Annotated in this window: 20 protein-coding genes; 16 read left to right on the top strand and 4 right to left on the bottom strand. The window is 71.8% G+C overall.

What is annotated here, in order from left to right:
* Positions 1 to 128 precede the first annotated feature (128 nt).
* The 4 genes from ACWDD7_RS16185 to ACWDD7_RS16170 form a co-directional block, all read right to left on the bottom strand.
* Positions 129 to 2,492, bottom strand: a complete 2,364-nt coding sequence (locus ACWDD7_RS16185; RefSeq protein WP_450457759.1) for a transglutaminase family protein — start codon at positions 2,490 to 2,492, stop codon at positions 129 to 131.
* Positions 2,489 to 3,850 carry a DUF58 domain-containing protein gene (locus ACWDD7_RS16180; RefSeq protein ID WP_450457758.1) on the bottom strand — a complete coding sequence of 454 codons (1,362 nt, stop codon included), beginning with the start codon at positions 3,848 to 3,850 and terminating at the stop codon, positions 2,489 to 2,491. The genes ACWDD7_RS16185 and ACWDD7_RS16180 overlap by 4 nt, the downstream gene beginning before the upstream one ends.
* Complete coding sequence (locus tag ACWDD7_RS16175) at positions 3,850 to 4,890, bottom strand: AAA family ATPase (protein WP_450457757.1); 1,041 nt, start codon at positions 4,888 to 4,890, stop codon at positions 3,850 to 3,852. Before ACWDD7_RS16175 ends, ACWDD7_RS16180 begins: the two co-directional genes overlap by 1 nt.
* A gap of 282 nt (positions 4,891 to 5,172) precedes the next feature.
* Positions 5,173 to 5,721: a beta-class carbonic anhydrase gene (locus ACWDD7_RS16170; RefSeq protein ID WP_392211205.1), complete on the bottom strand. Its 549-nt coding sequence runs from the start codon at positions 5,719 to 5,721 to the stop codon at positions 5,173 to 5,175.
* A gap of 413 nt (positions 5,722 to 6,134) precedes the next feature.
* Between ACWDD7_RS16170 and rsmH the strand changes: the two genes are divergently transcribed.
* The 16 genes from rsmH (at position 6,135) to ACWDD7_RS16090 (ending at position 24,049) form a co-directional block, all read left to right on the top strand.
* Complete coding sequence (rsmH, locus tag ACWDD7_RS16165; RefSeq protein ID WP_450457756.1) at positions 6,135 to 7,091, top strand: 16S rRNA (cytosine(1402)-N(4))-methyltransferase RsmH; 957 nt, start codon at positions 6,135 to 6,137, stop codon at positions 7,089 to 7,091.
* A 42-nt stretch (positions 7,092 to 7,133) separates the two neighbouring features.
* Entirely contained in the window at positions 7,134 to 7,733 is a 600-nt protein-coding gene (locus ACWDD7_RS16160) for a septum formation initiator family protein (RefSeq protein ID WP_450457755.1), read from the top strand.
* A 5-nt stretch (positions 7,734 to 7,738) separates the two neighbouring features.
* Positions 7,739 to 9,691 carry a peptidoglycan D,D-transpeptidase FtsI family protein gene (locus tag ACWDD7_RS16155; protein WP_450457754.1) on the top strand — a complete coding sequence of 651 codons (1,953 nt, stop codon included), beginning with the start codon at positions 7,739 to 7,741 and terminating at the stop codon, positions 9,689 to 9,691.
* Positions 9,692 to 9,911: 220 nt separating this feature from the next.
* A complete protein-coding gene (locus ACWDD7_RS16150) occupies positions 9,912 to 11,432 on the top strand; it encodes a UDP-N-acetylmuramoyl-L-alanyl-D-glutamate--2,6-diaminopimelate ligase (RefSeq protein WP_450457753.1) in 1,521 nt (506 codons plus the stop codon).
* Positions 11,433 to 11,436: 4 nt separating this feature from the next.
* Positions 11,437 to 12,843, top strand: a complete 1,407-nt coding sequence (locus ACWDD7_RS16145) for a UDP-N-acetylmuramoyl-tripeptide--D-alanyl-D-alanine ligase (protein WP_351876890.1) — start codon at positions 11,437 to 11,439, stop codon at positions 12,841 to 12,843.
* Entirely contained in the window at positions 12,840 to 13,913 is a 1,074-nt protein-coding gene (mraY, locus tag ACWDD7_RS16140; RefSeq protein ID WP_285553910.1) for a phospho-N-acetylmuramoyl-pentapeptide-transferase, read from the top strand. The genes ACWDD7_RS16145 and mraY overlap by 4 nt, the downstream gene beginning before the upstream one ends.
* Positions 13,895 to 15,331 carry a UDP-N-acetylmuramoyl-L-alanine--D-glutamate ligase gene (gene murD, locus ACWDD7_RS16135; protein WP_351876891.1) on the top strand — a complete coding sequence of 479 codons (1,437 nt, stop codon included), beginning with the start codon at positions 13,895 to 13,897 and terminating at the stop codon, positions 15,329 to 15,331. Before mraY ends, murD begins: the two co-directional genes overlap by 19 nt.
* A gap of 68 nt (positions 15,332 to 15,399) precedes the next feature.
* Entirely contained in the window at positions 15,400 to 16,761 is a 1,362-nt protein-coding gene (gene ftsW / locus ACWDD7_RS16130; RefSeq protein ID WP_450457752.1) for a putative lipid II flippase FtsW, read from the top strand.
* Between the two features lie 6 nt (positions 16,762 to 16,767).
* Positions 16,768 to 17,856, top strand: a complete 1,089-nt coding sequence (gene murG, locus ACWDD7_RS16125; RefSeq protein WP_351876893.1) for an undecaprenyldiphospho-muramoylpentapeptide beta-N-acetylglucosaminyltransferase — start codon at positions 16,768 to 16,770, stop codon at positions 17,854 to 17,856.
* 26 nt (positions 17,857 to 17,882) lie between these two features.
* Complete coding sequence (locus tag ACWDD7_RS16120) at positions 17,883 to 18,677, top strand: cell division protein FtsQ/DivIB (RefSeq protein WP_450457751.1); 795 nt, start codon at positions 17,883 to 17,885, stop codon at positions 18,675 to 18,677.
* Between the two features lie 279 nt (positions 18,678 to 18,956).
* Positions 18,957 to 20,165, top strand: coding sequence for a cell division protein FtsZ (gene ftsZ / locus ACWDD7_RS16115; protein WP_285553903.1), 1,209 nt, complete (start codon positions 18,957 to 18,959; stop codon positions 20,163 to 20,165).
* The gene (pgeF, locus tag ACWDD7_RS16110; protein WP_450457750.1) at positions 20,162 to 20,926 is read left to right on the top strand and encodes a peptidoglycan editing factor PgeF; all 765 of its coding nucleotides are present in this window, start codon (positions 20,162 to 20,164) and stop codon (positions 20,924 to 20,926) included. Before ftsZ ends, pgeF begins: the two co-directional genes overlap by 4 nt.
* Positions 20,927 to 20,932: 6 nt before the next feature.
* Positions 20,933 to 21,652 (top strand): YggS family pyridoxal phosphate-dependent enzyme, encoded by a 720-nt coding sequence (locus tag ACWDD7_RS16105; protein WP_392211216.1) that lies wholly within the window; start codon positions 20,933 to 20,935, stop codon positions 21,650 to 21,652.
* Positions 21,653 to 21,779: 127 nt separating this feature from the next.
* Positions 21,780 to 22,421: a cell division protein SepF gene (gene sepF / locus ACWDD7_RS16100; protein ID WP_450457749.1), complete on the top strand. Its 642-nt coding sequence runs from the start codon at positions 21,780 to 21,782 to the stop codon at positions 22,419 to 22,421.
* 59 nt (positions 22,422 to 22,480) lie between these two features.
* Positions 22,481 to 22,771, top strand: coding sequence for a YggT family protein (locus ACWDD7_RS16095; protein ID WP_285553895.1), 291 nt, complete (start codon positions 22,481 to 22,483; stop codon positions 22,769 to 22,771).
* A gap of 54 nt (positions 22,772 to 22,825) precedes the next feature.
* Positions 22,826 to 24,049, top strand: a complete 1,224-nt coding sequence (locus ACWDD7_RS16090) for a DivIVA domain-containing protein (protein ID WP_351876898.1) — start codon at positions 22,826 to 22,828, stop codon at positions 24,047 to 24,049.
* Positions 24,050 to 24,099: the final 50 nt, after the last annotated feature.

Here is a 24,099-nt window from a genome sequence, read left to right as displayed (position 1 = left end):
GGCCGAGTTTTCCCGAGGGGTGACCACCGGTACAGGTGGTCACCCCTCAGGCGTTCGTTCACGGTCCCGCTGCCTTTCGGGAGCCCCGGGTGCCGTCGGCCGTCATGGCCCGGCAGCACCCGGGGCGGTCAGCGTTCCGAGATGCGCGGTCGCAGTGACGCGGCCCGGGTGCGGAGTGCCGACCAGTGGGATGAGGCCGTCCACAGGGCACGCACGGCGGAGCGGGGAAGGAAGCGGGCTCCGAGGCGGGCCCGGCGGGTCGCGTTGTCGTGGAGGGCGGCCGTGACCTGGCGTACGTCCTCGGCCACGCCCGCGGCCGGGCGAGGACGGGGTGCGTACAGGACCTGTTCCAGGGCGTCGGCGACGCGGTGGACCGCGGCGGCGGCCGCCCGGTCGAGACGGCCCAGGCGGATGATCCGGTCGGCCGCGCCGCGCGGCGTCAGCGAGTCGTCCGGCAGGATGCCCAGGTCCCACGCGCTGTCGGTCAGCTCCTGCCACGCGGCCAGTGTGCGCGCCGCCGCCCCCTCGTCGGTGCGGGCGTGCCCCCCGAGCCGCAGCGCCCGTAGCCGGGCCCGCCACAGCAGCGGCGCGAGCAGAACGGCCAGCACCACCAGCACGGCCAGACCCGCCAGCGCGAACCACCACAGGCCCGGACCGCTGCCGCCCCCGGCGGGGATCGCCGCCGCCGACGGCGCGTCGCACGCCCCCTGCTTGCTCGTGCAGTTCTCGCCAGCCGACGCGGCGGCCGACGGCTCCGCGCCGCCGTGCTTGGACGGCAGCGACTGGTCGGGCCGCGAGGTCCCGGGCGAGACCGACTGGGTGTACGACGGCACCACGCCCCGCGTCGGCGTCGGCTCGAAACGCGTCCAGCCCACGCCCTGGAAGTACAGCTCGGGCCAGGCGTGCGCGTCCTTCAGGCTCACCGTCACCGAGCCGTCCGTCTGCGGGGTGCCGGGCGCGAAGCCCACCGCGACCCGGGACGGGATGCCGAGGGTGCGGGCCATCGCCGCCATCGCGAAGGAGAAGTGGACGCAGAACCCCTGCTTCTTGCGCAGGAAGTTGGCGATGGCGTCGGGCCCGCTGCCGACCGCCACCTGGGTGTCGTACTGGAAGCCACCGTCGACGGAGAACCAGTCCTGGAGCCTGACGGCCTCCTCGTAGTGGTTCTTCGCGCCCGCCGTGACCTCCCGGGCGGTCTGCGCCACCACCTTCGGCAGGGCGGCCGGCACCTTGGTGTACTCGCGCCGCAGCGCGGCCGGCGGCTGGGGCGCGGACGCCAGCTGCTCCGCGGTCGGCCGCACGTCCAGGCTGGTCACCTGGTACGTCTTGCCGCGCGTGGTCTCGCCGTGGTCGCCCACCAGCGTCATGCCGACCGGCTCGTACCGCCAGCTGCCGCCGATCCGCACCTTGCTCGGCGGATACGGCATGGGCAGCCAGTCCTGGGCGTACCAGTCCGCCGCCTTGACCGTGGTCCGCGTGGCGTCCCGGCGGACGTCCGGGTTCAGCCCGGCCGGTGCCGGGAACGTGTCCGGCACGCCCACGATGTGCCGCTGGGCCGGTTTCCAGGTGGTGCCGTCGAAGTCGTCCAGGGAGACGATCCGCAGGTACAGGTCGGAGATGTCGGGGGTGCTGGTGCGCACGGACAGCACCGTGCGGTCGTCCGTGGTGTTCAGGCTGTCGCGCAGCGAGACCAGCGGGTTGACCGCGGAGATGGTGCCGCCGCGGCCGGGGCCCGCGCCGGGCCCGGTGCCGTCCTCGGCCAGCAGGCCGCCCCGCATCGCGGGCAGCACGAGCGGCACCAGCAGGGCCACCCCGAGGGCGACCGCGCCGATCCGGCGCCCGGTGCGCACCGGGGCGACGGCACCGCCGTCCTGCGCGCCGCCCTGGGCGGGGGGCACCGTGCCGAAGACACGGCCCCACTGGGCGAGCCGGTCCCGGCCCTCGGCGAGCAGCAGCATCAGATAGCCGCCCGCCGCCACGAGGAACCACAGCCAGTCGGGGCCGCCCTGGGACAGCCCGGCGGCCACCGAGTACAGCGCGAGCAGCGGCAGCCCGGCGGGGGCGGCGCTGCGGAAGGTCACCGCGAGGGTGTCCACCAGCAGGCCGATCAGCAGGGCGCCGCCGATCAGCATCAGCCGGATGCCGTCGGTGAGCGGTGCCGGTATCGCGTACTGGCTCACGTCCCGCGCGCCCTGGCGCAGCAGCTCCGCGAAGTACGGGAAGGTGTCCGGGCCGGGGATCAGCCCGGCGATCGCGTGCCCGCGGGCGAAGACCAGGGTGAGCAGCACCAGGGTGATCACCGCCTGCACCACCACGGTCAACGGCCGTCCGAGCGGCACCCGCCGCGCCACCGCCCCCACGCCGGACTGCACCACCACCAGCGGCACCAGCTCCAGCAGCCAGGACGGCCCGTTCACCAGGGGCAGCAACGCGCACGACGTCATCAGCGTGGCCGCCGCCGCGCACAGCGCCAACCGCGCCTGCCCGCTCATGCCCGGGCCTCCCCCGTCACGGCGGCCAGGCCCGACCGCTCCCGGTCCGCCTGGCGCCACAGTTCGTCGAGGGCGGCGCCGCGGGGCACGTCCAAGGCCGTCCAGCCCGCGTCGCGCAGCATGTGGAGCCGGTCCGGGTGCGGGTCGTCGGGGTGTGGGGGCCCGGACGGGTCGCGGGTCCAGGCGGCCGGGTCCAGGACGAAGGCGACGGCGCCGCCGCTGCGGCGGCTCATGGCGGCGACCGTGGTGGCCTGCTCCTCGTCCAGGTCGCCGAGGAAGGCGATGAGCAGCCCCTCGTCGCCGCCGCGCAGCGCGTCGTGGGCCCGGGACAGGTCCTCGCCGCCGGAGTGGTCGATGACCGCGAGGGTGTCCAGGATGAGCCCGGCGGCGTCCGCGCCCTCCTGGCCGCCGCCCGCGAAGCCGTCGGCGCTGTCGCCGGGCACCGCGCTGCCGGTGTCGGTCAGCAGCCGCACCGAGAAGCCGCGTTCGAGCATGTGCAGCAGAGCGGAGGCGGCGCCGGAGACGGCCCACTCGAAGGCCGAGTCGGGGCCCGCTCCCTCGTAGGCGCCGCCGCGGGTGTCCAGCAGGACCGTGCAGCGGGCGCGCCGGGGCTGTTCCTCGCGGCGCACCATCAGCTCGCCGTAGCGCGCGGTGGAGCGCCAGTGCACGCGGCGCAGGTCGTCGCCGTACCGGTAGCCGCGCGGGATCACGTCGTCCTCGCCCGCCAGGGCCAGGGCGCGCTGCCTTCCGTCGCCGTAGCCCTTGGCCTCGCCGCCGAACCGGGCCGGGGCCAGCGGTGTCACCCGGGGGATGACGGTGAGGGTGTCGAAGGCCGCGAACGAGCGGGAGAGTTCGCACATGCCGAAGGGGTCGGTGAGCCGCAGCTGGAGCGGGCCGAGCGGATAGCGGCCGCGCAGGTCCGAGCGGACCCGGTAGGAGACCTCGCGGCGGCCGCCCGGCTCCACCCGGTCCAGCACGAACCGGGGCCGGGGCCCGAGCACGTACGGCACCCGGTCCTGGAGCATCAGCAGCCCGGTGGGCAGCCGGGAGACGTTGTCCATCCGCAGCCGGACACGGGCCTCGCCGCCGGCCGGGACGCGCGCGGGGGAGAGCGTCCGGGTGCCGGAGACCCGGTAGCGGGTGCGGTAGAGCACCGTCGCGCAGATCAGCGGCAGCGCGGCCAGCAGCAGGCCGACCCGCAGCAGTTCGCTCTGGCCCAGCACATAGGCGCAGATCGCGGCGGCGATCCCGGCCGCCAGGAAGGAGCGGCCGCGGGTGGTCAGACCGGCCAGCGCGGTGCGGATCCCGCCCGCCTCCCCGTGTTCGGCCGCCGCCCCCTCCGTCCCCCCGGCGCTCATCACAGACCCCGCGGGGGCTGCTGGGGATAGGCCGGGACGCCGCGGCCGACGCCGTCGAGTCCGCCGCGCGGGCCCGGGGCCGAGGGCACCGGGGTGCGCTGGAGGATCTCCTGCACCACCTGCTCCGCGCTGCGGCGGTTGAGCTGGGCCTGGGCAGTGGGCAGCAGCCGGTGCGCGAGGACGGCCACGGCGAGTTCCCGGACGTCGTCCGGCAGCGCGTACTCCCGGCCGGCCAGGGCAGCGGACGCCTTGGCCGCGCGCAGCAGGTGCAGCGTGGCGCGCGGCGAGGCGCCGAGTCTGAGGTCGGGGTGGGTACGGGTGGCGGCGACCAGCTCCACCGCGTACCGCCGCACCGGTTCGGCGACGTGCACCCCGCGCACCGCCTCGACCAGCTTCACGATCTCGTGCGCGTGCGCCACCGGCTGGAGGTCGTCCAGGGGGTTCGCCCCGCCGTGCACGTCCAGCATCTGAAGCTCGGCCGCCATGCTCGGGTAGCCGACGGAGACGCGGGCCATGAAGCGGTCGCGTTGGGCCTCCGGCAGCGGGTAGGTGCCCTCCATCTCGACCGGGTTCTGGGTGGCCACCACCATGAAGGGACTGGGCAGTTCATAGGTCTGCCCGTCGATGGTGACCTGGCGCTCCTCCATGGACTCCAGCAGCGCCGACTGGGTCTTGGGCGAGGCGCGGTTGATCTCGTCGCCGATCACGATCTGCGCGAAGACCGCGCCCGGCTTGAACTCGAAGTCCCGGCGCTGCTGGTCCCAGATGGAGACGCCGGTGATGTCCGAGGGCAGCAGGTCGGGCGTGAACTGGATGCGCCGCACCGAGCAGTCGATGGACCGAGCCAGCGCCTTGGCCAGCATCGTCTTGCCCACGCCGGGCACGTCCTCGATCAGCAGATGGCCCTCGGCGAGCAGCACGGTCAGCGCGAGCCGTACGACCTCGGGCTTGCCCTCGATCACGCCCTCCACCGAACCGCGCACCCGCTCCACCGTGGCGCTCAGATCGCTGAGGTTCTCTCGACCGTCATAGGTCGTCACCCGGCCCTCCTCGGCCCGTTCTTCCAGGGCCGGCACGCGTGATCGCGGCCGGCCCACCCCGAAACACGGACACCACGCGGAAATGGTTCCGCGCGATGTCCCACACCGCATTCTTGCTGCCGTTACCGATTCGTGTCAGCGCCTGTGGACAACTGCCCGCACGATGTCGGTCGTACGGCCCTTTCGGCCACGCTTTCGATACGTTTCGGTGTGGATCGCGACGGGGGCGGAAGCCGGGCGGGAAGGGCCCGGAGCGGCCTGCGCGGCCGGAGGGAACGCCGGTCAGACCGGGTCGACCTCGCGCAGCGCGCCGGTGCGCACGTCGAAGACGAAGCCGCGCACGTCGTCGGTGTGCAGCAGGAACGGCGAGGTGCGCACCCGCTGCATCGACTGCCGTACGTCCTGGTCGACGTCCCGGAAGGCCTCCACCGCCCACGACGGGCGCTGGCCGACCTCCATCTCCAGGTCGTGCCGGAACTCCTCGGTGATCGTCTCCATACCGCAGCCGGTGTGGTGGATGAGCACGACACTGCGGGTGCCCAGCGCCCGCTGGCTGATGGTCAGGGAACGGATCACGTCATCGGTGACCACGCCGCCCGCGTTGCGGATGGTGTGGCAGTCGCCCAGGTCCAGGCCGAGGGCGGCGTGCAGGTCGAGACGGGCGTCCATACAGGCCACGACGGCGACCTTGAGGACCGGACGGGCATCCATGCCGGGATCGGTGAACTCGGCGGCGTACCGCCCGTTGGCCTCCACCAGGCGGTCGGTCACTGTGGCGCTGCCGCTTATGGCGCCTTCGGATCCAGTGGGAACTGCTGCGGAAGTCGTCATACTCATGACGTTACTGGTCACCTGTGGACGGGGCCTGCTGTGAGAGCGGACAAAGAACGTCATCGTGGCTTGTTGTGAGCTACCCCATACGGACGGCAAACCTGGACCGGAAGGGTGAATCCGTTCGAAAAACGGCGTCCGTCGGCAGGCGCTGCGCGACGCGCAGGCCGGTTGATTGACCGCGCGACACCGTGGACTAAAGTGACGCGAAGCGGGAGACGTGGCTCTCCCTGCTGGTGAAACCCCCGGAGACCCGGCACCCGCCCGACCGTCTCCCCGCGTGCGCGGCGCGTACGTACGGCTCGGCCTCCTTCCGCTCCCGGTCGGCTGACGCTTCCGGCGGCGGCCGCCCCCTGTTCACGAGCCGGCGGGCCGGCGGTGCGCACGCCGCTTCGCCGGAATGAGAGGCCCCCTTGAGCCAGAGTCGACACGTCCCGGTGATGCTCCAGCGGTGCCTGGACCTGCTGGCGCCCGCCCTGGAGCGCCCGGGAGCGGTGGTCGTCGACTGCACCCTCGGCCTCGGCGGCCACAGCGAGGCGCTGCTGACCCGGTTCCCCGAGGTCCGGCTGATCGGCCTCGACCGGGACAAGGAGGCGCTGCGCCTGTCCGGGGAGCGCCTCGCACCCTTCGGCGAGCGGGCCACCCTGGTGCACGCCGTCTACGACGAGCTGCCCGACGTCCTGGAGCGGCTGCGCATCCCGCGCGTCCAGGGCGTCCTGTTCGACCTCGGGGTCTCCTCCATGCAGCTGGACGAGGCCGACCGTGGTTTCGCCTACGCCCAGGACGCGCCGCTCGACATGCGCATGGACCAGACGACCGGCATCAGCGCGGCCGAGGTCCTCAACACCTACCCGGCCGGTGAACTCGTGCGCATCCTGCGCGCGTACGGCGAGGAGAAGCAGGCCAAGCGGATCGTCGGGGCGATCGTGCGCGAGCGCGAGAAGGAGCCGTTCAGCAACAGCGCCCGGCTCGTCGAGGTCATCCGCGACGCCCTCCCGCAGGCCGCCAAGCGCACCGGCGGCAACCCGGCCAAGCGCACCTTCCAGGCGCTGCGCATCGAGGTCAACGGCGAACTGTCCGTCCTGGAGCGGGCGGTCCCGGCCGCGGTGAAGGCCGTGGCCGTCGGCGGGCGGATCGCCGTACTGTCGTACCACTCGCTGGAGGACCGGCTGGTCAAACAGGTGTTCGCGGCCGGGGCCGCGAACACCGCGCCGCCCGGACTGCCGGTGGTGCCCGAGCGCTACCAGCCGCGGCTCAAGCTGCTCACCCGCGGTGCCGAACTTCCCACCGAGGAAGAGGTCGCGGAGAACCGCCGGGCCGCCCCGGCCAGGCTGCGGGGCGCCGAGCGCATCAGGGAGGACGCCGAGTGAGCCAGACGGGTGGGTTGGTCTCCGGGACTCACTGGGGGAGCGGTGCCTAGGAAACCCGAACTGAAGGGGAGGGCCGCCCGCCTCGCCCGGCTCTTCCCGGCGGGCCGCGCCAAGGCGGCCCGCACCCCGTTCGTGCTCCTCGTCGTCCTGCTCCTCGGCGGCGGCCTCATCGGGCTGCTGGTCCTGAACTCCGCTTTGAGCGAGGGCTCCTTCGAACTCGCCGATCTGCAGAAGCAGACCAAGAGCCTCACCGACGAGCAACAGGCCCTCCAACGGGACATCGACGCCTACTCGTCCCCCGACGCGCTCCAGCGCCGGGCCCGTGAACTCGGCATGGTCCCCGGCGGCGACCCCGCCTTCCTCGATCCGAACGGCACGGTCCGGGGCGTACCCGGCGCCGCCACGCCCGAGGCGGCCGTCCTCGACGGCCCGCCCGCCCCCGAGTCGCTGACCCTGACCCCACCCCCCGGCCTCCCGGCCGCCCCCGCCCCGGCGAGGGGGTCACCGAGCGCGGCCCCGCGGCCGGGCGCGCTCCAGCCCCACGGCGCCACGCCCGTGGTCCCGGCCCCCGCCGCGACCACGCGGACGACCTCCACGCTCACCACCCCCCAGTCCGCTCCCACCCCGACCCCCGGCAGGTGACGGAAGTGTCCGACAGGGAACCCCCGCGCCGCCGCGTGCCCCGGCCCGCGAAGCCGTCGCGGCCGCAGGGTGCCGTACGCAGGCAGCCAGGGCCCGGCGCCCGACCGGTCCGGCGCCCGAGCGCGGGCCGGGTGCCCGCCCAGCGCCCGCTGCGGCTCGGCAGCCCCCGGCCCCGGCTGCGCCTGGTCGGCCTCGCCCTCGGCCTGGTGCTGCTCACCTTCGTGGTGCGGCTGCTCCAGGTGCAGGCCGTGGAGGCCGGCGAGTACGCCGCGAAGGCCGAGGTCAACCGGTACGTCGTCCACACGCTGGCCGCCGAGCGCGGCGGGATCACCGACCGCAACGGGGTGGCCCTCGCCGTCAGCGAGGACGCCTACGACATCACGGCCGACCCGACGATGTTCAGCGCCAAGCAGCTGAAGATCGACGACGGTCCCGAACGGGCCGCGGCGCTGCTCGCGCCGATCCTCGGCCAGGACCAGGCCGCGCTGGTCAAGAAGCTGCGGCCCGCCGACCGGAACTCCCGCTACGCCCGGCTCGCCACCCGCCAGACCCCCCAGGTCTGGAAGCAGATCAAGGACCTGAAGTCGGCCCTGTCCCAGAAGCCCGGCACGGCCAACGTCCTCGCCGGCGTCTTCGCCGACCCCAGCAGCCAGCGCGTGTACCCCAACGGCGACCTGGCCGCGGGGATACTGGGCTGGGTGAACGCCGACGGCCAGGGCGGCGGCGGCATCGAGCAGATGCTGGAGAAGCAGCTGGCCGGGAAGAACGGCAAGATCCGCTACGCCCAGTCCGGCGGCCGCGAGGTGCCCACCGCGGGCTCCGCCGAGACGCCCGCCGTGCCCGGCTCCGACGTCGAGCTGACCATCGACCGTGACATCCAGTGGGCCGCCCAGAACGCGATCACCGAGCAGGTGAAGAAGTCGAGGGCCGACCGCGGCTACGTCGTCGTCCAGGACACCCGCACCGGCCAGATCCTGGCCATGGCCGACGCGCCGGGGTTCGATCCCAACGACCTCTCCAAGGCCGACCCGAACGCGCTCGGCAACGCGGCCCTCCAGGACGCCTACGAGCCCGGCTCCACCGCCAAGGTGATGTCCATGGCCGCCGTCCTCCAGGAGAACGCGGCGACCCCGCTCACCCACGTCGTCGTACCCAACCGGCTGCACCGCGGCGACCGGCTCTTCCAGGACGACGTCAACCACGGCACCTGGGACCTGACACTCAACGGCGTGCTCGCCAAGTCCAGCAACATCGGCACCATCCTCGCCGCCGGCCAGCTCGGCAAGACCCAGGCGCAGGCCAACAAGGTCCTCTACTCGTACCTGCGCAAGTTCGGCATCGGCAGCTACACGGGGCTGCACTTCCCCGGCGAGACCCCGGGCATCCTCGCGCCGCCGCAGAAGTGGTCCACCTCGCAGCAGTACACCATCCCTTTCGGCCAGGGCTTCTCCATCAACGCCCTCCAGGCCGCCTCCGTGTACTCGACCATCGCCAACGGCGGCGTCCGGATCCAGCCGACCCTGATCCGCGGCACCAAGGGCCCCGACGGACGGTTCGCCCCCGCGCCGAAGCCCGAGCGGACGAGGGTCGTCAGCGCGAAGACCGCCAAGTCGGTCGCCGAGATGCTGGAGTCCGTGGTCGACGACGAACAGGGCACCGGCATCTCCGCGCGCATCCCCGGCTACAACGTCGCCGGCAAGACCGGCACCGCCAACCGAGTGGATCCGGCCACCGGCAGGTACCGCGGCTACACCTCGTCCTTCGCCGGTTTCGCCCCCGCGGACAAGCCCCGCATCACGGTCTACTGCGCCATCCAGAACGCCACCTCCGGAGGCTACTTCGGCGGCCAGATCTGCGGGCCCATCTACAAGAAGGTCATGGAGTTCGCCCTGAAGACCCTCCAGGTCCCGCCCACCGGCGCGCCGCCCGCCGACCTGCCGGTCGACTACAAGCCCTGACCAGCGTCGAAAGCACAGGATTCAGCCAGTGACAACGATCACCCCAGGACCCGGGAACCGAAGCGGCCCCCAGCCCTCGCCCGCCCGTCTCCCCCCGGTGCCGCCCTCGCCGGACCGCGCTGCGCGCGGGGCCCTTTTTAGCTCCGAGGGTGGTGCGCCCGGTACGCTCACCGCCGTGCCACACGCTGATCAGTCCCAAACCACCCAGAAGGGCGCTTCCGTGACATATCCGGGACCGCCGCGACCGGTCCACGTCTCCGCCGCACCCCTCGCGGAGCTGGCCGATCAGCTGGGTGCCGTCGCCCCGGACGCCACCGCCGAGATCACCGGGATCACCCACGACTCGCGCGCCGTCCGCCCCGGCGACCTGTACGCCGCCCTCCCGGGCGCCCGCCTGCACGGCGCCGACTTCGTCACCCAGGCCGCCGGCCTCGGTGCCGCCGCCGTGCTCACCGACCCGACGGGCGCCGAGCGCGCCGCCGCGACCGGACTGCCGGTCCTGGTGGTGCCCGACCCGCGGGCCCGGATGGGCGAACTGGCGGCCACCATCTACGGCCACCCGGGCCGGGGTCTGCTCCAGATCGGCATCACCGGCACCTCCGGCAAGACCACCACGGCCTACCTGGTCGAGGGCGGCCTGCGGACCGCGAAGTCCACCGGTCTCATCGGCACCGTCGAGACGCGCATCGGCGACGAGCGCATCAAGTCCGAGCGCACCACCCCCGAAGCCACCGACCTCCAGGCCCTGTTCGCCGTCATGCGGGAACGCGGGGTCGAGGCGGTCGCCATGGAGGTCTCCAGCCACGCCCTGGTCCTCGGCCGGGTCGACGGCTGCGTGTTCGACATCGCCGTGTTCTCGAACCTCAGCCCGGAACACATGGAGTTCCACTCCGACATGGAGGACTACTTCCGGGCCAAGGCACAGCTCTTCACGCCGGAACGCAGCAAACTCGGCGTCGTCAACGTGGACGACGAGTACGGCCGCCGCCTCGCCGCCGAGGCCACCGTCCCCGTCGTCACCTACTCCGCCGAGGGCCACCCCGACGCCGACTGGCGCGCCGAGCACGTCCAGGTCGGGCCGCTGGACTCGACGTTCACCGTGCTCGGCCCGGGCGGCGAGCGCGTGCAGGCCAGGTCGCCGCTCGCCGGACCCTTCAACGTGGCGAACACCCTCGCCGCCATCGTCGCCCTCGCCGCGGCCGGGCTCGACGCCCAGGCCGCCGCCGACGGCATCGCCGCCGTCCCGGGCGTCCCGGGCCGCCTGGAGCGCGTCGACGCCGGGCAGCCCTACCTCGCGGTCGTGGACTACGCCCACAAGACCGACGCGGTCGAGTCGGTGCTCAAGGCGCTGCGCAAGGTCACCAAGGGCCGGCTGCACATCGTCCTGGGCTGCGGCGGCGACCGCGACCGGACCAAGCGCGCCCCGATGGGCGCCGCCGCGGCCCGGCTCGCCGACACGGCCGTACTGACATCGGACAACCCCCGCTCCGAGGACCCGCTCGCGATCCTCGCGACCATGCTCCAGGGCGCGGCCTCCGTGCCCGCGCACGAGCGCGGCGAGGTGCTCCTCTTCGAGGAGCGGGCGGCCGCCATCGCCGCCGCCGTGGGCCGTGCCCAGGCCGGCGACACCGTGCTGGTCGCGGGCAAGGGCCACGAGCAGGGCCAGGACATCGCCGGTGTGGTCCGTCCGTTCGACGACCGCCAGGTGCTTCGCGAAGCTATCCAGAAGACCCAGGGATGAACTTGTGATCGCCCTCTCCCTCGCCGAGATCGCAGCTGTCGTCGGCGGGCAGACGCACGACATACCGGATCCGTCCGTCGAGGTCACCGGACCGGTCGTCCGGGACTCCCGGGAGGTGGTGCCCGGCAGCCTGTTCGCCGCCTTCGTCGGCGAGCGCGTGGACGGCCACGACTTCGCACCGCAGGTCATCGAGGCGGGCGCGGTCGCCGTACTGGCGTCGCGCCCGGTCGGTGTGCCCGCGATCGTGGTCGAGGACGTCCAGAGCGCCCTCGGCGCCCTCGCCCGGCACGTCGTCGGCAAGCTCGGCGCGACCCTCGTCGCCCTGACCGGCTCGGCGGGCAAGACCAGCACCAAGGACCTCATCGCCCAGGTGCTGGGCAGCAAGGCGCCGACGGTGTACACGCCGGGCTCGTTCAACAACGAGATCGGGCTGCCGCTGACCGCCCTGACCGCGACCGAGGAAACCCGTTTCCTGGTCCTGGAGATGGGCGCCCGCGGCATCGGCCACATCCGCTACCTCACCGGCCTCACCCCGCCGAGGATCGGCGTCGTCCTCAACGTCGGCACCGCCCACATCGGCGAGTTCGGCGGCCGCGAGCAGATCGCCCAGGCCAAGGGCGAGATCATCGAGGGGCTGCCCGAGGACGGCGCGGCCGTCCTCAACGCCGACGACCCGCTGGTGCGCGCCATGGCACCGCGTACCAAGGCGAAGGTGGTCCTTTTCGGAGAGTCGGCCGAAGCGGACGTACGCGCCGAGAACGTACGACTCACGGACACCGGACAGCCCTTCTTCAGGCTTCACACACCCTCCGGTGCATCTGATGTGACCATGCGCCTGTACGGTGAGCATCACGTGTCGAACGCGCTCGCCGCGGCCGCCGTCGCCCATGAGCTGGGCATGTCCGCGGAAGAGATCGCCACCGCGCTCTCCGGGGCGGGCTCCCTCTCCCGCTGGCGCATGGAGGTCACCGAGCGCCCGGACGGCGTGACCATCGTCAACGACGCCTACAACGCCAACCCCGAGTCCATGCGGGCCGCCCTTCGGGCGCTCGTGGCCATGGGCAAGGAGCGGCGCACATGGGCGGTGCTCGGCAAGATGGCCGAGCTGGGGGACGAGGCGCTCGCCGAGCACGACGCCGTCGGACGGCTCGCCGTCCGGCTCAACGTCAGCAAGCTCGTCGCCGTCGGGGGGATTGAGGCCTCCTGGCTGCAACTGGGCGCATATAACGAGGGTTCGTGGGGTGAGGAGTCGGTGCACGTGTCCGACGCACAGGCGGCGATCGACCTGTTGCGCAGCGAGTTGCGCCCGGGGGACGTCGTCCTCGTGAAGGCGTCCCGTTCGGTGGGGCTCGAAGGTGTCGCCGCGGCGCTGCTGGAGACCGGTGCCGAGGGTGAGGTTGCCGCCCGATGATGAACCAGATCCTGTTCTCGGGAGTCATTGGCCTCTTCCTCACCCTGGTCGGCACCCCGCTGCTGATCAAGCTGCTGGCCCGCAAGGGCTACGGCCAGTTCATCCGTGACGACGGCCCGCGCGAGCACCTCAGCAAGCGCGGTACGCCGACCATGGGTGGTATCGCCTTCATCCTGGCGACGGTCGCCGCGTACTTCCTGTCCAAGGTGATCACCGGCAAGCCGCCGACGTTCTCCGGCCTGCTGGTGCTCGGCCTGATGGTCGGTATGGGCCTGGTCGGCTTCCTGGACGACTACATCAAGATCGTCAAGCGGCGTTCGCTGGGCCTGCGGGCCAAGGCGAAGATGGCCGGCCAGCTGATCGTCGGCATCGCCTTCGCCGTGCTGGCGCTGATGTTCCCCGACGCCCGCGGCAACACGCCGGCCTCCACCAAGCTGTCGTTCATCACGGACTTCGGCTGGTCGATCGGCCCGGTGCTGTTCGTGATCTGGGCGCTGTTCATGATCCTCGCGATGTCGAACGGCGTGAACCTGACCGACGGTCTGGACGGCCTCGCCACCGGCGCCTCCGTCCTCGTCTTCGGCGCCTACACCTTCATCGGCGTCTGGCAGTACCAGGAGTCCTGCGCCAACGCGCAGACCCTGACCAACCCGGCCGCCTGCTACGAGGTGCGCGACCCGCTCGACCTCGCCGTGGTCGCCTCCGCGCTGATGGGCGCCTGCCTGGGCTTCCTGTGGTGGAACACCTCGCCGGCGAAGATCTTCATGGGCGACACCGGCTCGCTCGCCCTCGGCGGTGTCCTCACCGGTCTGGCCATCCTCTCCCGCACGGAGCTGCTGGTGGCCATCATGGGCGGCCTGTTCGTCCTCATCACCATGTCGGTCGTCATCCAGGTCGGCTCCTTCCGGCTCACCGGCAAGCGCGTCTTCCGGATGGCACCACTCCAGCACCACTTCGAACTCAAAGGCTGGTCCGAGGTCCTGGTCGTGGTCCGCTTCTGGATCATCCAAGGCATCTGTGTGATCGTCGGACTGGGCCTCTTCTACGCGGGATGGGCAGCGGAAAAGTGACCACCGGCTCGGCGCCCTACGACTTCCAGGGCAAGCACGTCACCGTCGCGGGACTCGGCGTCTCCGGCGTCCCGGCGGCCAAGGCGCTGCACGCGCGCGGCGCGATCGTCACGGTCGTCAACGACGGCGACGACGCCCGCGCCCGCGAGCAGGCCGCCGGCCTCCAGGCGCTCGGCGTCACCGTGCGCCTGGGCGACGGGGCCACCCTCCCGGAGGGCACCGAGCTGATCGTCACCGCGCCCGGCTGGCAGCCTGGCAAGCCGCTCTTCCGGGCGGCCGCCCAGGCGGGCGTGCCGGTCTGGGGCGACGTGGAGCTGGCCTGGCGGCTCAGGGGGCCCGACGCGGCCCCCTGGCTGGCCGTCACCGGCACCAACGGCAAGACCACCACCGTGCAGATGCTCGCCTCCATCCTGAAGGCGGCGGGCCTGCGTACGGCGGCCGTCGGCAACATCGGCGTCTCCCTGCTGGACGCCGTCCTCGGCGAGGAGACGTACGACGTCCTGGCCGTCGAGCTGTCCAGCTACCAGCTGCACTGGGCGCCCTCGCTGCGCGCCCATTCCGCCGCCGTCCTGAACCTAGCGCCCGACCACCTCGACTGGCACGGCTCCATGGAGGCCTACGCCGCCGACAAGGGCCGCATCTACGAGGGCAACAAGGTGGCCTGCGTCTACAACGTGGCCGACAAGGCCACCGAGGACCTGGTGCGCGAGGCCGACGTCGAAGAGGGCTGCCGGGCCGTCGGGTTCACCCTCGGCACCCCCGGCCCCTCCCAACTCGGCGTCGTGGACGGCATCCTGGTCGACCGCGCCTTCGTCGAGAACCGGCAGAAGAACGCGCAGGAACTGGCCGAGGTCTCCGACATCCACCCGCCGGCCCCGCACAACATCGCCAACGCCCTCGCGGCGGCGGCCCTCGCGCGCGCCTTCGGGGTGCCCGCCCAGGCCGTACGGGACGGACTGCGCGCCTTCCGGCCGGACGCCCACCGCATCGAGCACGTCGCCGACCTCGACGGCGTGGCCTACGTGGACGACTCCAAGGCGACCAACACCCATGCCGCGCAGGCCTCGTTGGCGGCCTACGAGTCGATCGTGTGGATCGCGGGCGGCCTCGCCAAGGGCGCGACCTTCGACGAACTGGTCGCCGCCTCGGCGAAGCGTCTGCGCGCCGTCGTCCTGATCGGCGCCGACCGGGCCCTGATCCGCGAGGCCCTCGCGCGACACGCGCCGGAAGTACCCGTGGTCGACCTCGACCGGACCGACACTGGGGCGATGCTCCAGGCGGTGACGGAGGCCAGGCGGCTCGCGGTCGCCGGCGACACGGTGCTCCTCGCTCCGGCCTGCGCCTCCATGGACATGTTCACCAACTACAACCAGCGCGGTGACGCGTTCGCGACGGCGGTCCGCGAACTCCGCGCCTGACCCCGGCCGCCCGCCGGGCGGATCCTGGGAGGGACGCGTGGGGCGGCAGACGTCCAGTGGAGGCGCCGATGGCCAGTAGCCGTACCGGAAAGCCCCCTGTGCAGCGGGCGTCCCGGCGTCCCGCCGTCCCCGGATCCGCGCGCGAGAACCCCGTGCAGCGGCTCGTCACGCGCGCCCGGCGGGCCTGGGACCGGCCCCTGACCGCCTATTACCTGATCGTCGGCGGCAGCATGCTGATCACGGTGCTCGGCCTGGTGATGGTCTACTCGGCGTCCCAGGTCACCGCGCTCCAGATGTCGCTGCCCGGGTCGTACTTCTTCCGCAAGCAGCTGCTGGCCGCCGTGATCGGCGGCGTCCTGCTGTTCGCGGCCTCCAGGATGCCGGTGAAGCTGCACCGGGCGCTCGCCTACCCGATCCTCGCGGGCGCCGTCTTCCTGATGGCCCTGGTGCAGGTGCCCGGGATAGGGATGGCGGTCAACGGCAACCAGAACTGGATCTCGCTCGGCGGCTCCTTCCAGATCCAGCCCAGCGAGTTCGGCAAGCTCGCGCTGGTGCTGTGGGGCGCGGACCTGATCGCCCGCAAGCAGGAGAAGAAGCTCCTGACCCAGTGGAAGCACATGCTGGTGCCGCTGGTGCCGGTCGCCTTCCTGCTGCTCGGGCTGATCATGCTCGGCGGCGACATGGGAACCGCGATCATTCTCACAGCGATCCTGTTCGGACTGCTGTGGCTCGCGGGCGCCCCGACCCGGCTGTTCGCGGGCGTGCTGTCGATCGCGGTCGTGATCGGGGTGCTCCTGATCGAGACCAGCCCCAACCGGATGGCCCGCCTCGCCTGCATCGGCGCCACCGAGCCCCGGGCCAAAGGCGCGGACTGCTGGCAGGCGGTGCACGGCATCTACGCGCTCGCCTCCGGCGGACTCTTCGGCTCCGGACTCGGCGCGAGTGTGGAAAAATGGGGCCAACTGCCGGAAGCGCACACCGACTTCATCTTCGCGGTCACCGGTGAGGAACTGGGCCTGGCGGGGACACTGTCGGTGCTCGCCCTGTTCGCGGCTCTAGGCTATGCGGGTATCCGCGTGGCCGGACGCACGAAAGACCCCTTCGTGAGGTACGCCGCGGGAGGCGTGACCACCTGGATCATCGCTCAGGCGGTGATCAACATCGGTGCGGTGCTCGGTCTGCTGCCGATCGCCGGCGTCCCGCTCCCGCTGTTCTCCTACGGAGGATCCGCCCTGCTGCCGACCATGTTCGCCATCGGGCTGCTGATCGCGTTCGCGCGCGACGATCCCGCTGCGCGGACGGCGCTTGCGATGCGGCAACCTCGCTTTGGTAGAAAGCGGGCGGGAGGCTCCGGTGCGGAGCGGGGGCCTCGGAGATGGAACACGATGCGACGGCGTGCCTCGGCGGCGCGTCCGTCCGGAGAGCGGTGAATTTCGGTGCATGTCGTACTCGCCGGTGGGGGGACCGCCGGCCACATCGAGCCCGCGCTCGCCCTCGCGGACGCCCTGCGCAGGCAGGACCCGAGCGTGGGGATCACGGCCCTGGGCACGGAGCGCGGCCTGGAGACCCGGCTCGTCCCGGAGCGCGGCTACGAGCTGGCGCTGATCCCGGCCGTGCCGCTGCCGCGCAAGCCCACTCCCGAACTGATCACCGTCCCGGGCCGGCTGCGGGGCACCATCAAGGCCGCCGAGCAGATCCTCGAACGCACCAAGGCGGACGCCGTGGCCGGCTTCGGCGGCTACGTCGCGCTGCCCGCCTACCTGGCCGCCAAGCGGCTCGGTGTGCCCATCGTGATCCACGAGGCCAACGCGCGCCCGGGTCTGGCCAACAAGATCGGCTCCCGGTACGCGGCCCAGGTCGCCGTCTCCACGCCGGACAGCAAGCTGCGCAACTCCCGGTACATCGGCATCCCGCTGCGCCGCTCCATCGCCACGCTGGACCGCGCCGCCGTCCGCCCCGAGGCCCGGCACCGCTTCGGCCTCGACCCCAACCTGCCCACGCTGCTGGTCTCCGGCGGCTCGCAGGGCGCGCGCCGGCTCAACGAGGTCGTCCAGCAGGTCGCCCCGTGGCTCCAGCAGGCCGGCATCCAGATCCTGCACGCGGTCGGCCCGAAGAACGAACTGCCGCATGTGCAGCAGATGCCGGGAATGCCGCCCTACATCCCGGTAAGTTACCTGGACCGGATGGACCTCGCGTACGCCGCGGCCGACATGATGCTCTGCCGCGCGGGCGCGATGACCGTCGCCGAACTCTCCGCCGTCGGGCTCCCGGCCGCCTATGTCCCGCTGCCCATCGGCAACGGCGAACAGCGGCTGAACGCCCAGCCGGTGGTCAAGGCAGGCGGCGGACTCCTCGTGGACGACGCGGAACTGACGCCCGAGTGGGTGCAGCAGAACGTGCTGCCGGTGCTCGCCGACCCGCACCGGCTCTACGAGATGTCGCGCGCCGCAAGCGAGTTCGGCCGCCGGGACGCCGACGACCTGCTCGTCGGCATGGTGTACGAGGCCATCGCCTCGCGCCGTTAGGACCGTATGACGAAAGGGCAGTGAGCGTGGCCGGACCGACGACCCGCGAACGCGGGGAACGCCAGCAGGAGTCGTCCGGCCCGCCGCTCGTCCGAAGGATCAGACGACTACGTCTTCGTACGACCGTCGTCCTGGCCGTGGCCGTGGCGCTCGCAGCGGCCGGTTCCCTCTGGGTGTTGTACGGCTCCTCGTGGCTGCGCGTCGAGCGCGTCCCGGTGTCGGGCACCCGGACGCTGACCCCCGGCGAGGTGCGCGACGCGGCCGCCGTTCCGGTCGGGGCGCCGATGGTGTCGGTCGACACCGATGTCATCGCGGCCCGGATGCGCCGGAAGCTGCCCCGGATCGACACGGTCGACGTGTCCCGTTCCTGGCCGCACGGCATCGAGCTGAAGGTGACCGAGCGGACCCCGGTACTGCTCGTCCGCAAGGGCGGGGACTTCGTCGAAGTCGACCACCAGGGCGTCCGGTTCGCCACGGTCGCCCAGGCGCCCACAGGCGTTCCGCTGCTGCGGATGTCCGTGTCGGCGTCGGGCCCGGCCGTCGCGAGCCTGCGCCGCTTCGGCACCGGTCGGCTGGTGCGCGAGGCGGTCCGGGTGGCCGGCGAACTGCCGGGTCCCGTCCGGACCCTGACCCGCACCGTCCAGGTCCGCTCCTACGACGACATCGAGCTGGAGTTGGCCGACGGCCGCACCGTCGCCTGGGGCAGCGCGGAGAACGGCCGTGCCAAGGCACGGACCCTCACCGCACTCATGAAAGCAGCTTCCGGCGCACGGCACTTCGACGTCAGCGCCCCCACAGCCCCTGCGTCATCCGGGAGTTGACGCACATCAGCGCAGGCCAGCACCCTGGTTGGGCACCGCTATGGCTGATCACATAGGGTGAAAAGAAAAACGGGAGGTTCGGCGTGTTCGTTGAACGGGCGCCACTTGTCGACTTAGTGTCCTGTTCAGAAGACTCCAGGGAACAGACACACTGGTAACCCTAAACTTCAGGCTTAGGGTTCGGGTCGGCGCTACGGACCGTCCCATTCGGCATCTGTCGTCCCGGCGCGGGGAACCGCCCGGCGGCGACGACGTAATTCGAGGCGAGAGGCCTTCGACGTGGCAGCACCGCAGAACTACCTCGCAGTCATCAAGGTCATCGGTGTCGGCGGCGGTGGTGTCAATGCCATCAACCGGATGATCGAGGTCGGTCTCAAGGGTGTCGAGTTCATCGCCATCAACACCGACGCGCAGGCGCTGTTGATGAGCGACGCCGACGTCAAGCTGGACGTCGGCCGTGAACTCACCCGCGGACTCGGCGCCGGCGCCAACCCGGCCGTCGGCCGCAAGGCCGCCGAGGACCACCGCGAGGAGATCGAGGAGGTCCTCAAGGGGGCCGACATGGTCTTCGTGACGGCCGGTGAAGGCGGCGGCACCGGCACCGGCGGCGCGCCCGTCGTGGCCAACATCGCGCGCTCCCTGGGCGCCCTCACCATCGGCGTGGTCACGCGCCCGTTCACCTTCGAGGGACGGCGCCGCGCGAACCAGGCCGAGGACGGCATCGCCGAGCTGCGCGAAGAGGTGGACACCCTCATCGTCATCCCGAACGACCGGCTGCTGTCCATCTCGGACCGCCAGGTCTCGGTCCTGGACGCCTTCAAGTCCGCCGACCAGGTCCTGCTCTCCGGTGTCCAGGGCATCACCGACCTCATCACCACTCCGGGCCTGATCAACCTCGACTTCGCCGATGTGAAGTCGGTCATGTCCGAGGCGGGTTCGGCCCTCATGGGCATCGGTTCGGCCCGCGGTGACGACCGCGCGGTGGCCGCGGCCGAGATGGCGATCTCCTCGCCGCTCCTGGAGGCGTCCATCGACGGCGCCCGGGGCGTGCTGCTGTCCATCTCCGGCGGCTCCGACCTCGGCCTCTTCGAGATCAACGAGGCGGCCCAGCTGGTCAGCGAGGCCGCGCACCCCGAGGCCAACATCATCTTCGGCGCGGTCATCGACGACGCCCTCGGCGACGAGGTCCGGGTCACCGTGATCGCGGCCGGCTTCGACGGCGGCCAGCCGCCGGCCCGCCGGGACAACGCGCTCGGCTCGGCCTCGACTTCGGCCCCGGCCCGCCGCGAGGAGCCCGCTCCGGTACGGCAGCCCGAGAGCCGCCCGTCCTTCGGCTCGCTCGGCAGCGTGAAGCCGAAGGAGGAGCCGGAGCCGGCCCCCGAGCCGGTGGCCGACATCCCGGTCGCCCCGCCGATCACCCCGGCGCCGCGGCCCGCCTACTCGGACAGCGCGGCCGAGGAACTGGACGTCCCGGACTTCCTGAAGTGATAGGACAGCGCGAGAGCGTGAGCGGCGCGCACTTCGCCTTCACCGACAGGTGGGGCGGGGTGAGCGCCGCTCCGTATGAGGAGCTGAACCTCGGGGGCGCGGTCGGCGACACGCCCGAGGCCGTGAGGGCCAACCGGGAGATCGCCGCCAAGGCGCTCGGCCTGGACCCCGCCCGCGTGGTGTGGATGAACCAGGTGCACGGCGCCGAGGTGGCCGTGGTGGACGAGCCCTGGGGCACGGGGGTCCACCCGATCGAGCGAAGCCGGGACGGGGGGAGCCCCGTGCCGGAGGTCGACGCCCTCGTCACCGCCCGGCGCGGACTCGCCCTCGCCGTGCTCACCGCCGACTGCGTGCCGGTGCTCCTCGCCGACCCCGTCGCCGGCGTCGTCGCCGCGGTCCACGCGGGCCGGCCCGGCATGGTCAAGGGGGTCGTCCCCGCCGCCGTACGGGCCATGGTCGAACTCGGCGCCGCGCCCGAACGGATCGTCGCCCGCACCGGACCGGCCGTCTGCGGCCGGTGCTACGAGGTGCCGGAGGCGATGCGGGCGGAGGTGGCGGCCGTGGAGCCGGCGGCGCACGCTGAAACCAGCTGGGGCACTCCGGCGGTGGACGTGAGCGCCGGAGTGCACGCGCAGCTCGAACGGCTCGGGGTGTGCGACCGGGCGCAGTCGCCGGTGTGCACGCTGGAGTCGGGCGACCACTTCTCATACCGTCGCGACCGCATCACCGGGCGGCTCGCGGGCTATGTCTGGCTGGACTGATGGGGAATGACGGACCGTAAGACCGAACTCGCCGAGAATCTGGCGAATGTGGAGGAGCGCATCGCCGGCGCCTGCGCGGCGGCCGGGCGGGGGCGTGAGGAGGTGACCCTGATCGTGGTCACCAAGACCTACCCGGCGAGCGATGTGCGGATTCTGTCGGAACTCGGTGTGCGTCACGTCGCCGAGAACCGCGACCAGGACGCCGCGCCGAAGGCCGCGGCTTGTGCCGATCTGCCGCTGACATGGCACTTTGTCGGTCAGTTGCAGACCAACAAGGTGCGTTCCGTGGTCGGTTACGCCGATGTCGTGCAGTCGATCGACCGCGCCCGGCTCGTCACCGCGCTGTCCAAGGAGGCGGTGCGCGCCGAGCGCGAGGTGGGGTGCCTCGTCCAGGTCGCGCTCGACGCGGACGCGAGCGGGCGGGGCGAGCGCGGAGGCGTGGCTCCCGGGGGAATCGAAGAGTTGGCCGATCTCGTCGCCGGTTCGCCGGGACTGCGGCTCGACGGTCTGATGACCGTCGCCCCGCTCACCGGGGAGTACGCGGGACGCGAACAGGCCGCGTTCGAGCGCCTCATGGATTTGTCGACCGACCTGCGCCGGGCCCATCCGGCTGCGACCATGGTGTCGGCAGGGATGAGTGCGGACCTCGAACAGGCCGTGGCTGCCGGGGCGACACATGTGCGCGTCGGCACTGCGGTACTCGGTGTCCGTCCCCGGCTCGGGTAACGTCGCCAGGAAGTCGGACCACAGCAGAAAATATGGTCAGTGTTCGCGAAACGGACACAACGACCGCGTGGATCGCGGGCACTTGGCAGTCGTCAGCCGATCCACCACAGAGCGGAGGACTCAGAGCATGGCCGGCGCGATGCGCAAGATGGCGGTCTACCTCGGCCTCGTGGAGGACGATGGGTACGACGGCCGCGGATTCGACCCCGATGACGATTTCGAGCCCGAGTTGGACCCGGAGCCCGAGCGGGACCACCGACGGCATGAGCCGTTGCATCAACCACATGAAGCGCATCAGCCCCAAAGGGATGAATCGGTGCGAGTGGTGCAGCCTCCGGCGCCGCGCGAACCGGTCTCCCGGGCGGCTTCGACGGCCGCGGAATCGGGCCGCCCGGCGCGGATCGCGCCCGTGGCGTCCATCACACAAGAACGTCAGTCCCTGGAGAAGAACGCGCCGGTGATCATGCCCAAGGTCGTGTCGGAACGAGAGCCTTACCGGATCACCACATTGCACCCGCGGACCTACAACGAGGCCCGTACCATCGGGGAACACTTCCGTGAGGGCACCCCGGTGATCATGAATCTGACTGAGATGGACGACACAGACGCGAAGCGACTTGTCGACTTTGCGGCCGGTTTGGTGTTTGGTCTTCACGGCAGTATCGAGCGGGTGACGCAGAAGGTGTTCCTGTTGTCTCCTGCTAACGTCGATGTCACGGCGGAGGACAAGGCCCGCATCGCAGAGGGCGGGTTCTTCAACCAGAGCTGAGACGCAGACCGGACCGCAGTACGCAAGAGCATGGAAACAGGGGAGAGGGAAGCGCAGCCATGAGCGTGTTCGCGCAGGTGATCTACATCGCGCTGATGGTGTTCCTCGTCGTGCTCATCTTCCGGCTGGTCATGGACTACGTCTTCCAGTTCGCCCGCTCATGGCAACCCGGCAAGGCGATGGTGGTCGTACTGGAGGCCACCTACACTGTCACCGATCCACCGCTGAAGCTTCTGCGGCGGTTCATTCCGCCGCTGCGTCTCGGGGGCGTGGCGCTCGACCTGTCCTTCTTCGTACTGATGATCATCGTCTACATTCTCATCGCCATCGTGCAGAACTTCGTGAGATGAGCCTGTGGACGATCCGGTCTTGCCGACTGCCGATGACTACGTTGAGGTGAAGAGATGCCGTTGACCCCCGAGGACGTGCGGAACAAGCAGTTCACGACCGTCCGCCTCCGAGAAGGCTATGACGAGGACGAGGTCGATGCCTTCCTCGACGAGGTCGAAGCCGAACTGACCCGTCTGCTCCGGGAGAACGAGGATCTGCGCGCGAAGCTGGCCGCTGCCACGCGGGCCGCCGCGCAGAACCAGCAGAACTCCCGGAAACCTCCGGAGCAGGAGCAGCAGCAGGGCATGCGAGGTCCCGGCGCTCCGGTACCCGCCGGGATATCGGGCCCGCCGCAGCAGCAGATGGGTGGCCCCATGGGTGGTCCGCCCCAGCTGCCGAGCGGTGCCCCGCAGCTGCCCGCCGGTCCCAGCGGTCAGGGTGGTCCACAGGGTCCCGGCCCGATGGGCCAGGGCCCCATGGGTCAGGGTCCCATGGGTCAGGGTCCGATGGGCCAGGGCCCCATGGGTCAGGGCCCGATGGGTCAGGGTCCGATGGGCCAGGGCCCCATGGGTCAGGGCCCGATGGGCGGCCAGTCGCCCATGCAGCAGCAGATGGGCGGCCCCATGGGCGGTCCTATGGGTGGCCCGATGGGCGGTCCTATGGGTGGTCCCATGGGCGGTCCCGGTCAGGGCCCCGGTGGCGACAGCGCCGCCCGTGTCCTCTCGCTGGCCCAGCAGACCGCCGACCAGGCGATCGCCGAGGCCCGCTCCGAGGCCAACAAGATCGTCGGTGAGGCTCGCAGCCGCGCCGAGGGTCTGGAGCGTGACGCCCGTGCCAAGGCCGACGCCCTGGAGCGGGACGCGCAGGAGAAGCACCGCGTCGCGATGGGCTCCCTGGAGTCCGCTCGCGCCACGCTGGAGCGCAAGGTCGAGGACCTGCGCGGCTTCGAACGCGAGTACCGCACGCGCCTGAAGTCGTACCTGGAGTCGCAGCTGCGCCAGCTGGAGACCCAGGCCGACGACTCGCTGGCCCCGCCGCGTACCCCGGCCGCCGCGTCCCTGCCGCCGTCCCCGGCGCCTTCCATGGCTCCGGCCGGCGCGAGCGCCCCGTCCTTCGGCGGCAACCAGACGATGGGCGGCTCGCCCGCCCCGGCGTCCGGCCCGTCCTACGGCGGTCAGCAGCAGATGACGCCCGCCATGACCCAGCCGATGGCTCCGGTCCGTCCCCAGGGCCCGTCCTCGATGGGCCAGGCCCCGTCGCCGATGCGCGGTTTCCTGATCGACGAGGACGACAACTGAGCACCGGGAACGGTGAGTAGTACGCCGTAGGCGTCGGCAGCGCTGAGGAC

The sequence above is a fragment of the Streptomyces sp. NPDC001056 genome (assembly GCF_053598955.1).
Note: the sequence above shows the minus strand (reverse complement) of the source record. Positions and strands in the feature narration are given on the sequence as shown.

Bases quoted from the DNA above. Each gene is read 5' to 3' on its own strand.
- ACWDD7_RS16105 (WP_392211216.1), top strand. From the start codon at position 20,933: ATGACGGACCGTAAGACCGAACTCGCCGAGAATCTGGCGAATGTGGAG.
- sepF (WP_450457749.1), top strand. From the start codon at position 21,780: ATGGCCGGCGCGATGCGCAAGATGGCGGTCTACCTCGGCCTCGTGGAG.
- ACWDD7_RS16180 (WP_450457758.1), bottom strand. From the start codon at position 3,850: ATGAGCGCCGGGGGGACGGAGGGGGCGGCGGCCGAACACGGGGAGGCG.
- ACWDD7_RS16090 (WP_351876898.1), top strand. From the start codon at position 22,826: ATGCCGTTGACCCCCGAGGACGTGCGGAACAAGCAGTTCACGACCGTC.
- murD (WP_351876891.1), top strand. From the start codon at position 13,895: ATGGGCAGCGGAAAAGTGACCACCGGCTCGGCGCCCTACGACTTCCAG.
- ftsW (WP_450457752.1), top strand. From the start codon at position 15,400: ATGGCCAGTAGCCGTACCGGAAAGCCCCCTGTGCAGCGGGCGTCCCGG.
- mraY (WP_285553910.1), top strand. From the start codon at position 12,840: ATGATGAACCAGATCCTGTTCTCGGGAGTCATTGGCCTCTTCCTCACC.
- ACWDD7_RS16095 (WP_285553895.1), top strand. From the start codon at position 22,481: ATGAGCGTGTTCGCGCAGGTGATCTACATCGCGCTGATGGTGTTCCTC.
- ACWDD7_RS16170 (WP_392211205.1), bottom strand. From the start codon at position 5,721: ATGACGACTTCCGCAGCAGTTCCCACTGGATCCGAAGGCGCCATAAGC.
- ACWDD7_RS16185 (WP_450457759.1), bottom strand. From the start codon at position 2,492: ATGAGCGGGCAGGCGCGGTTGGCGCTGTGCGCGGCGGCGGCCACGCTG.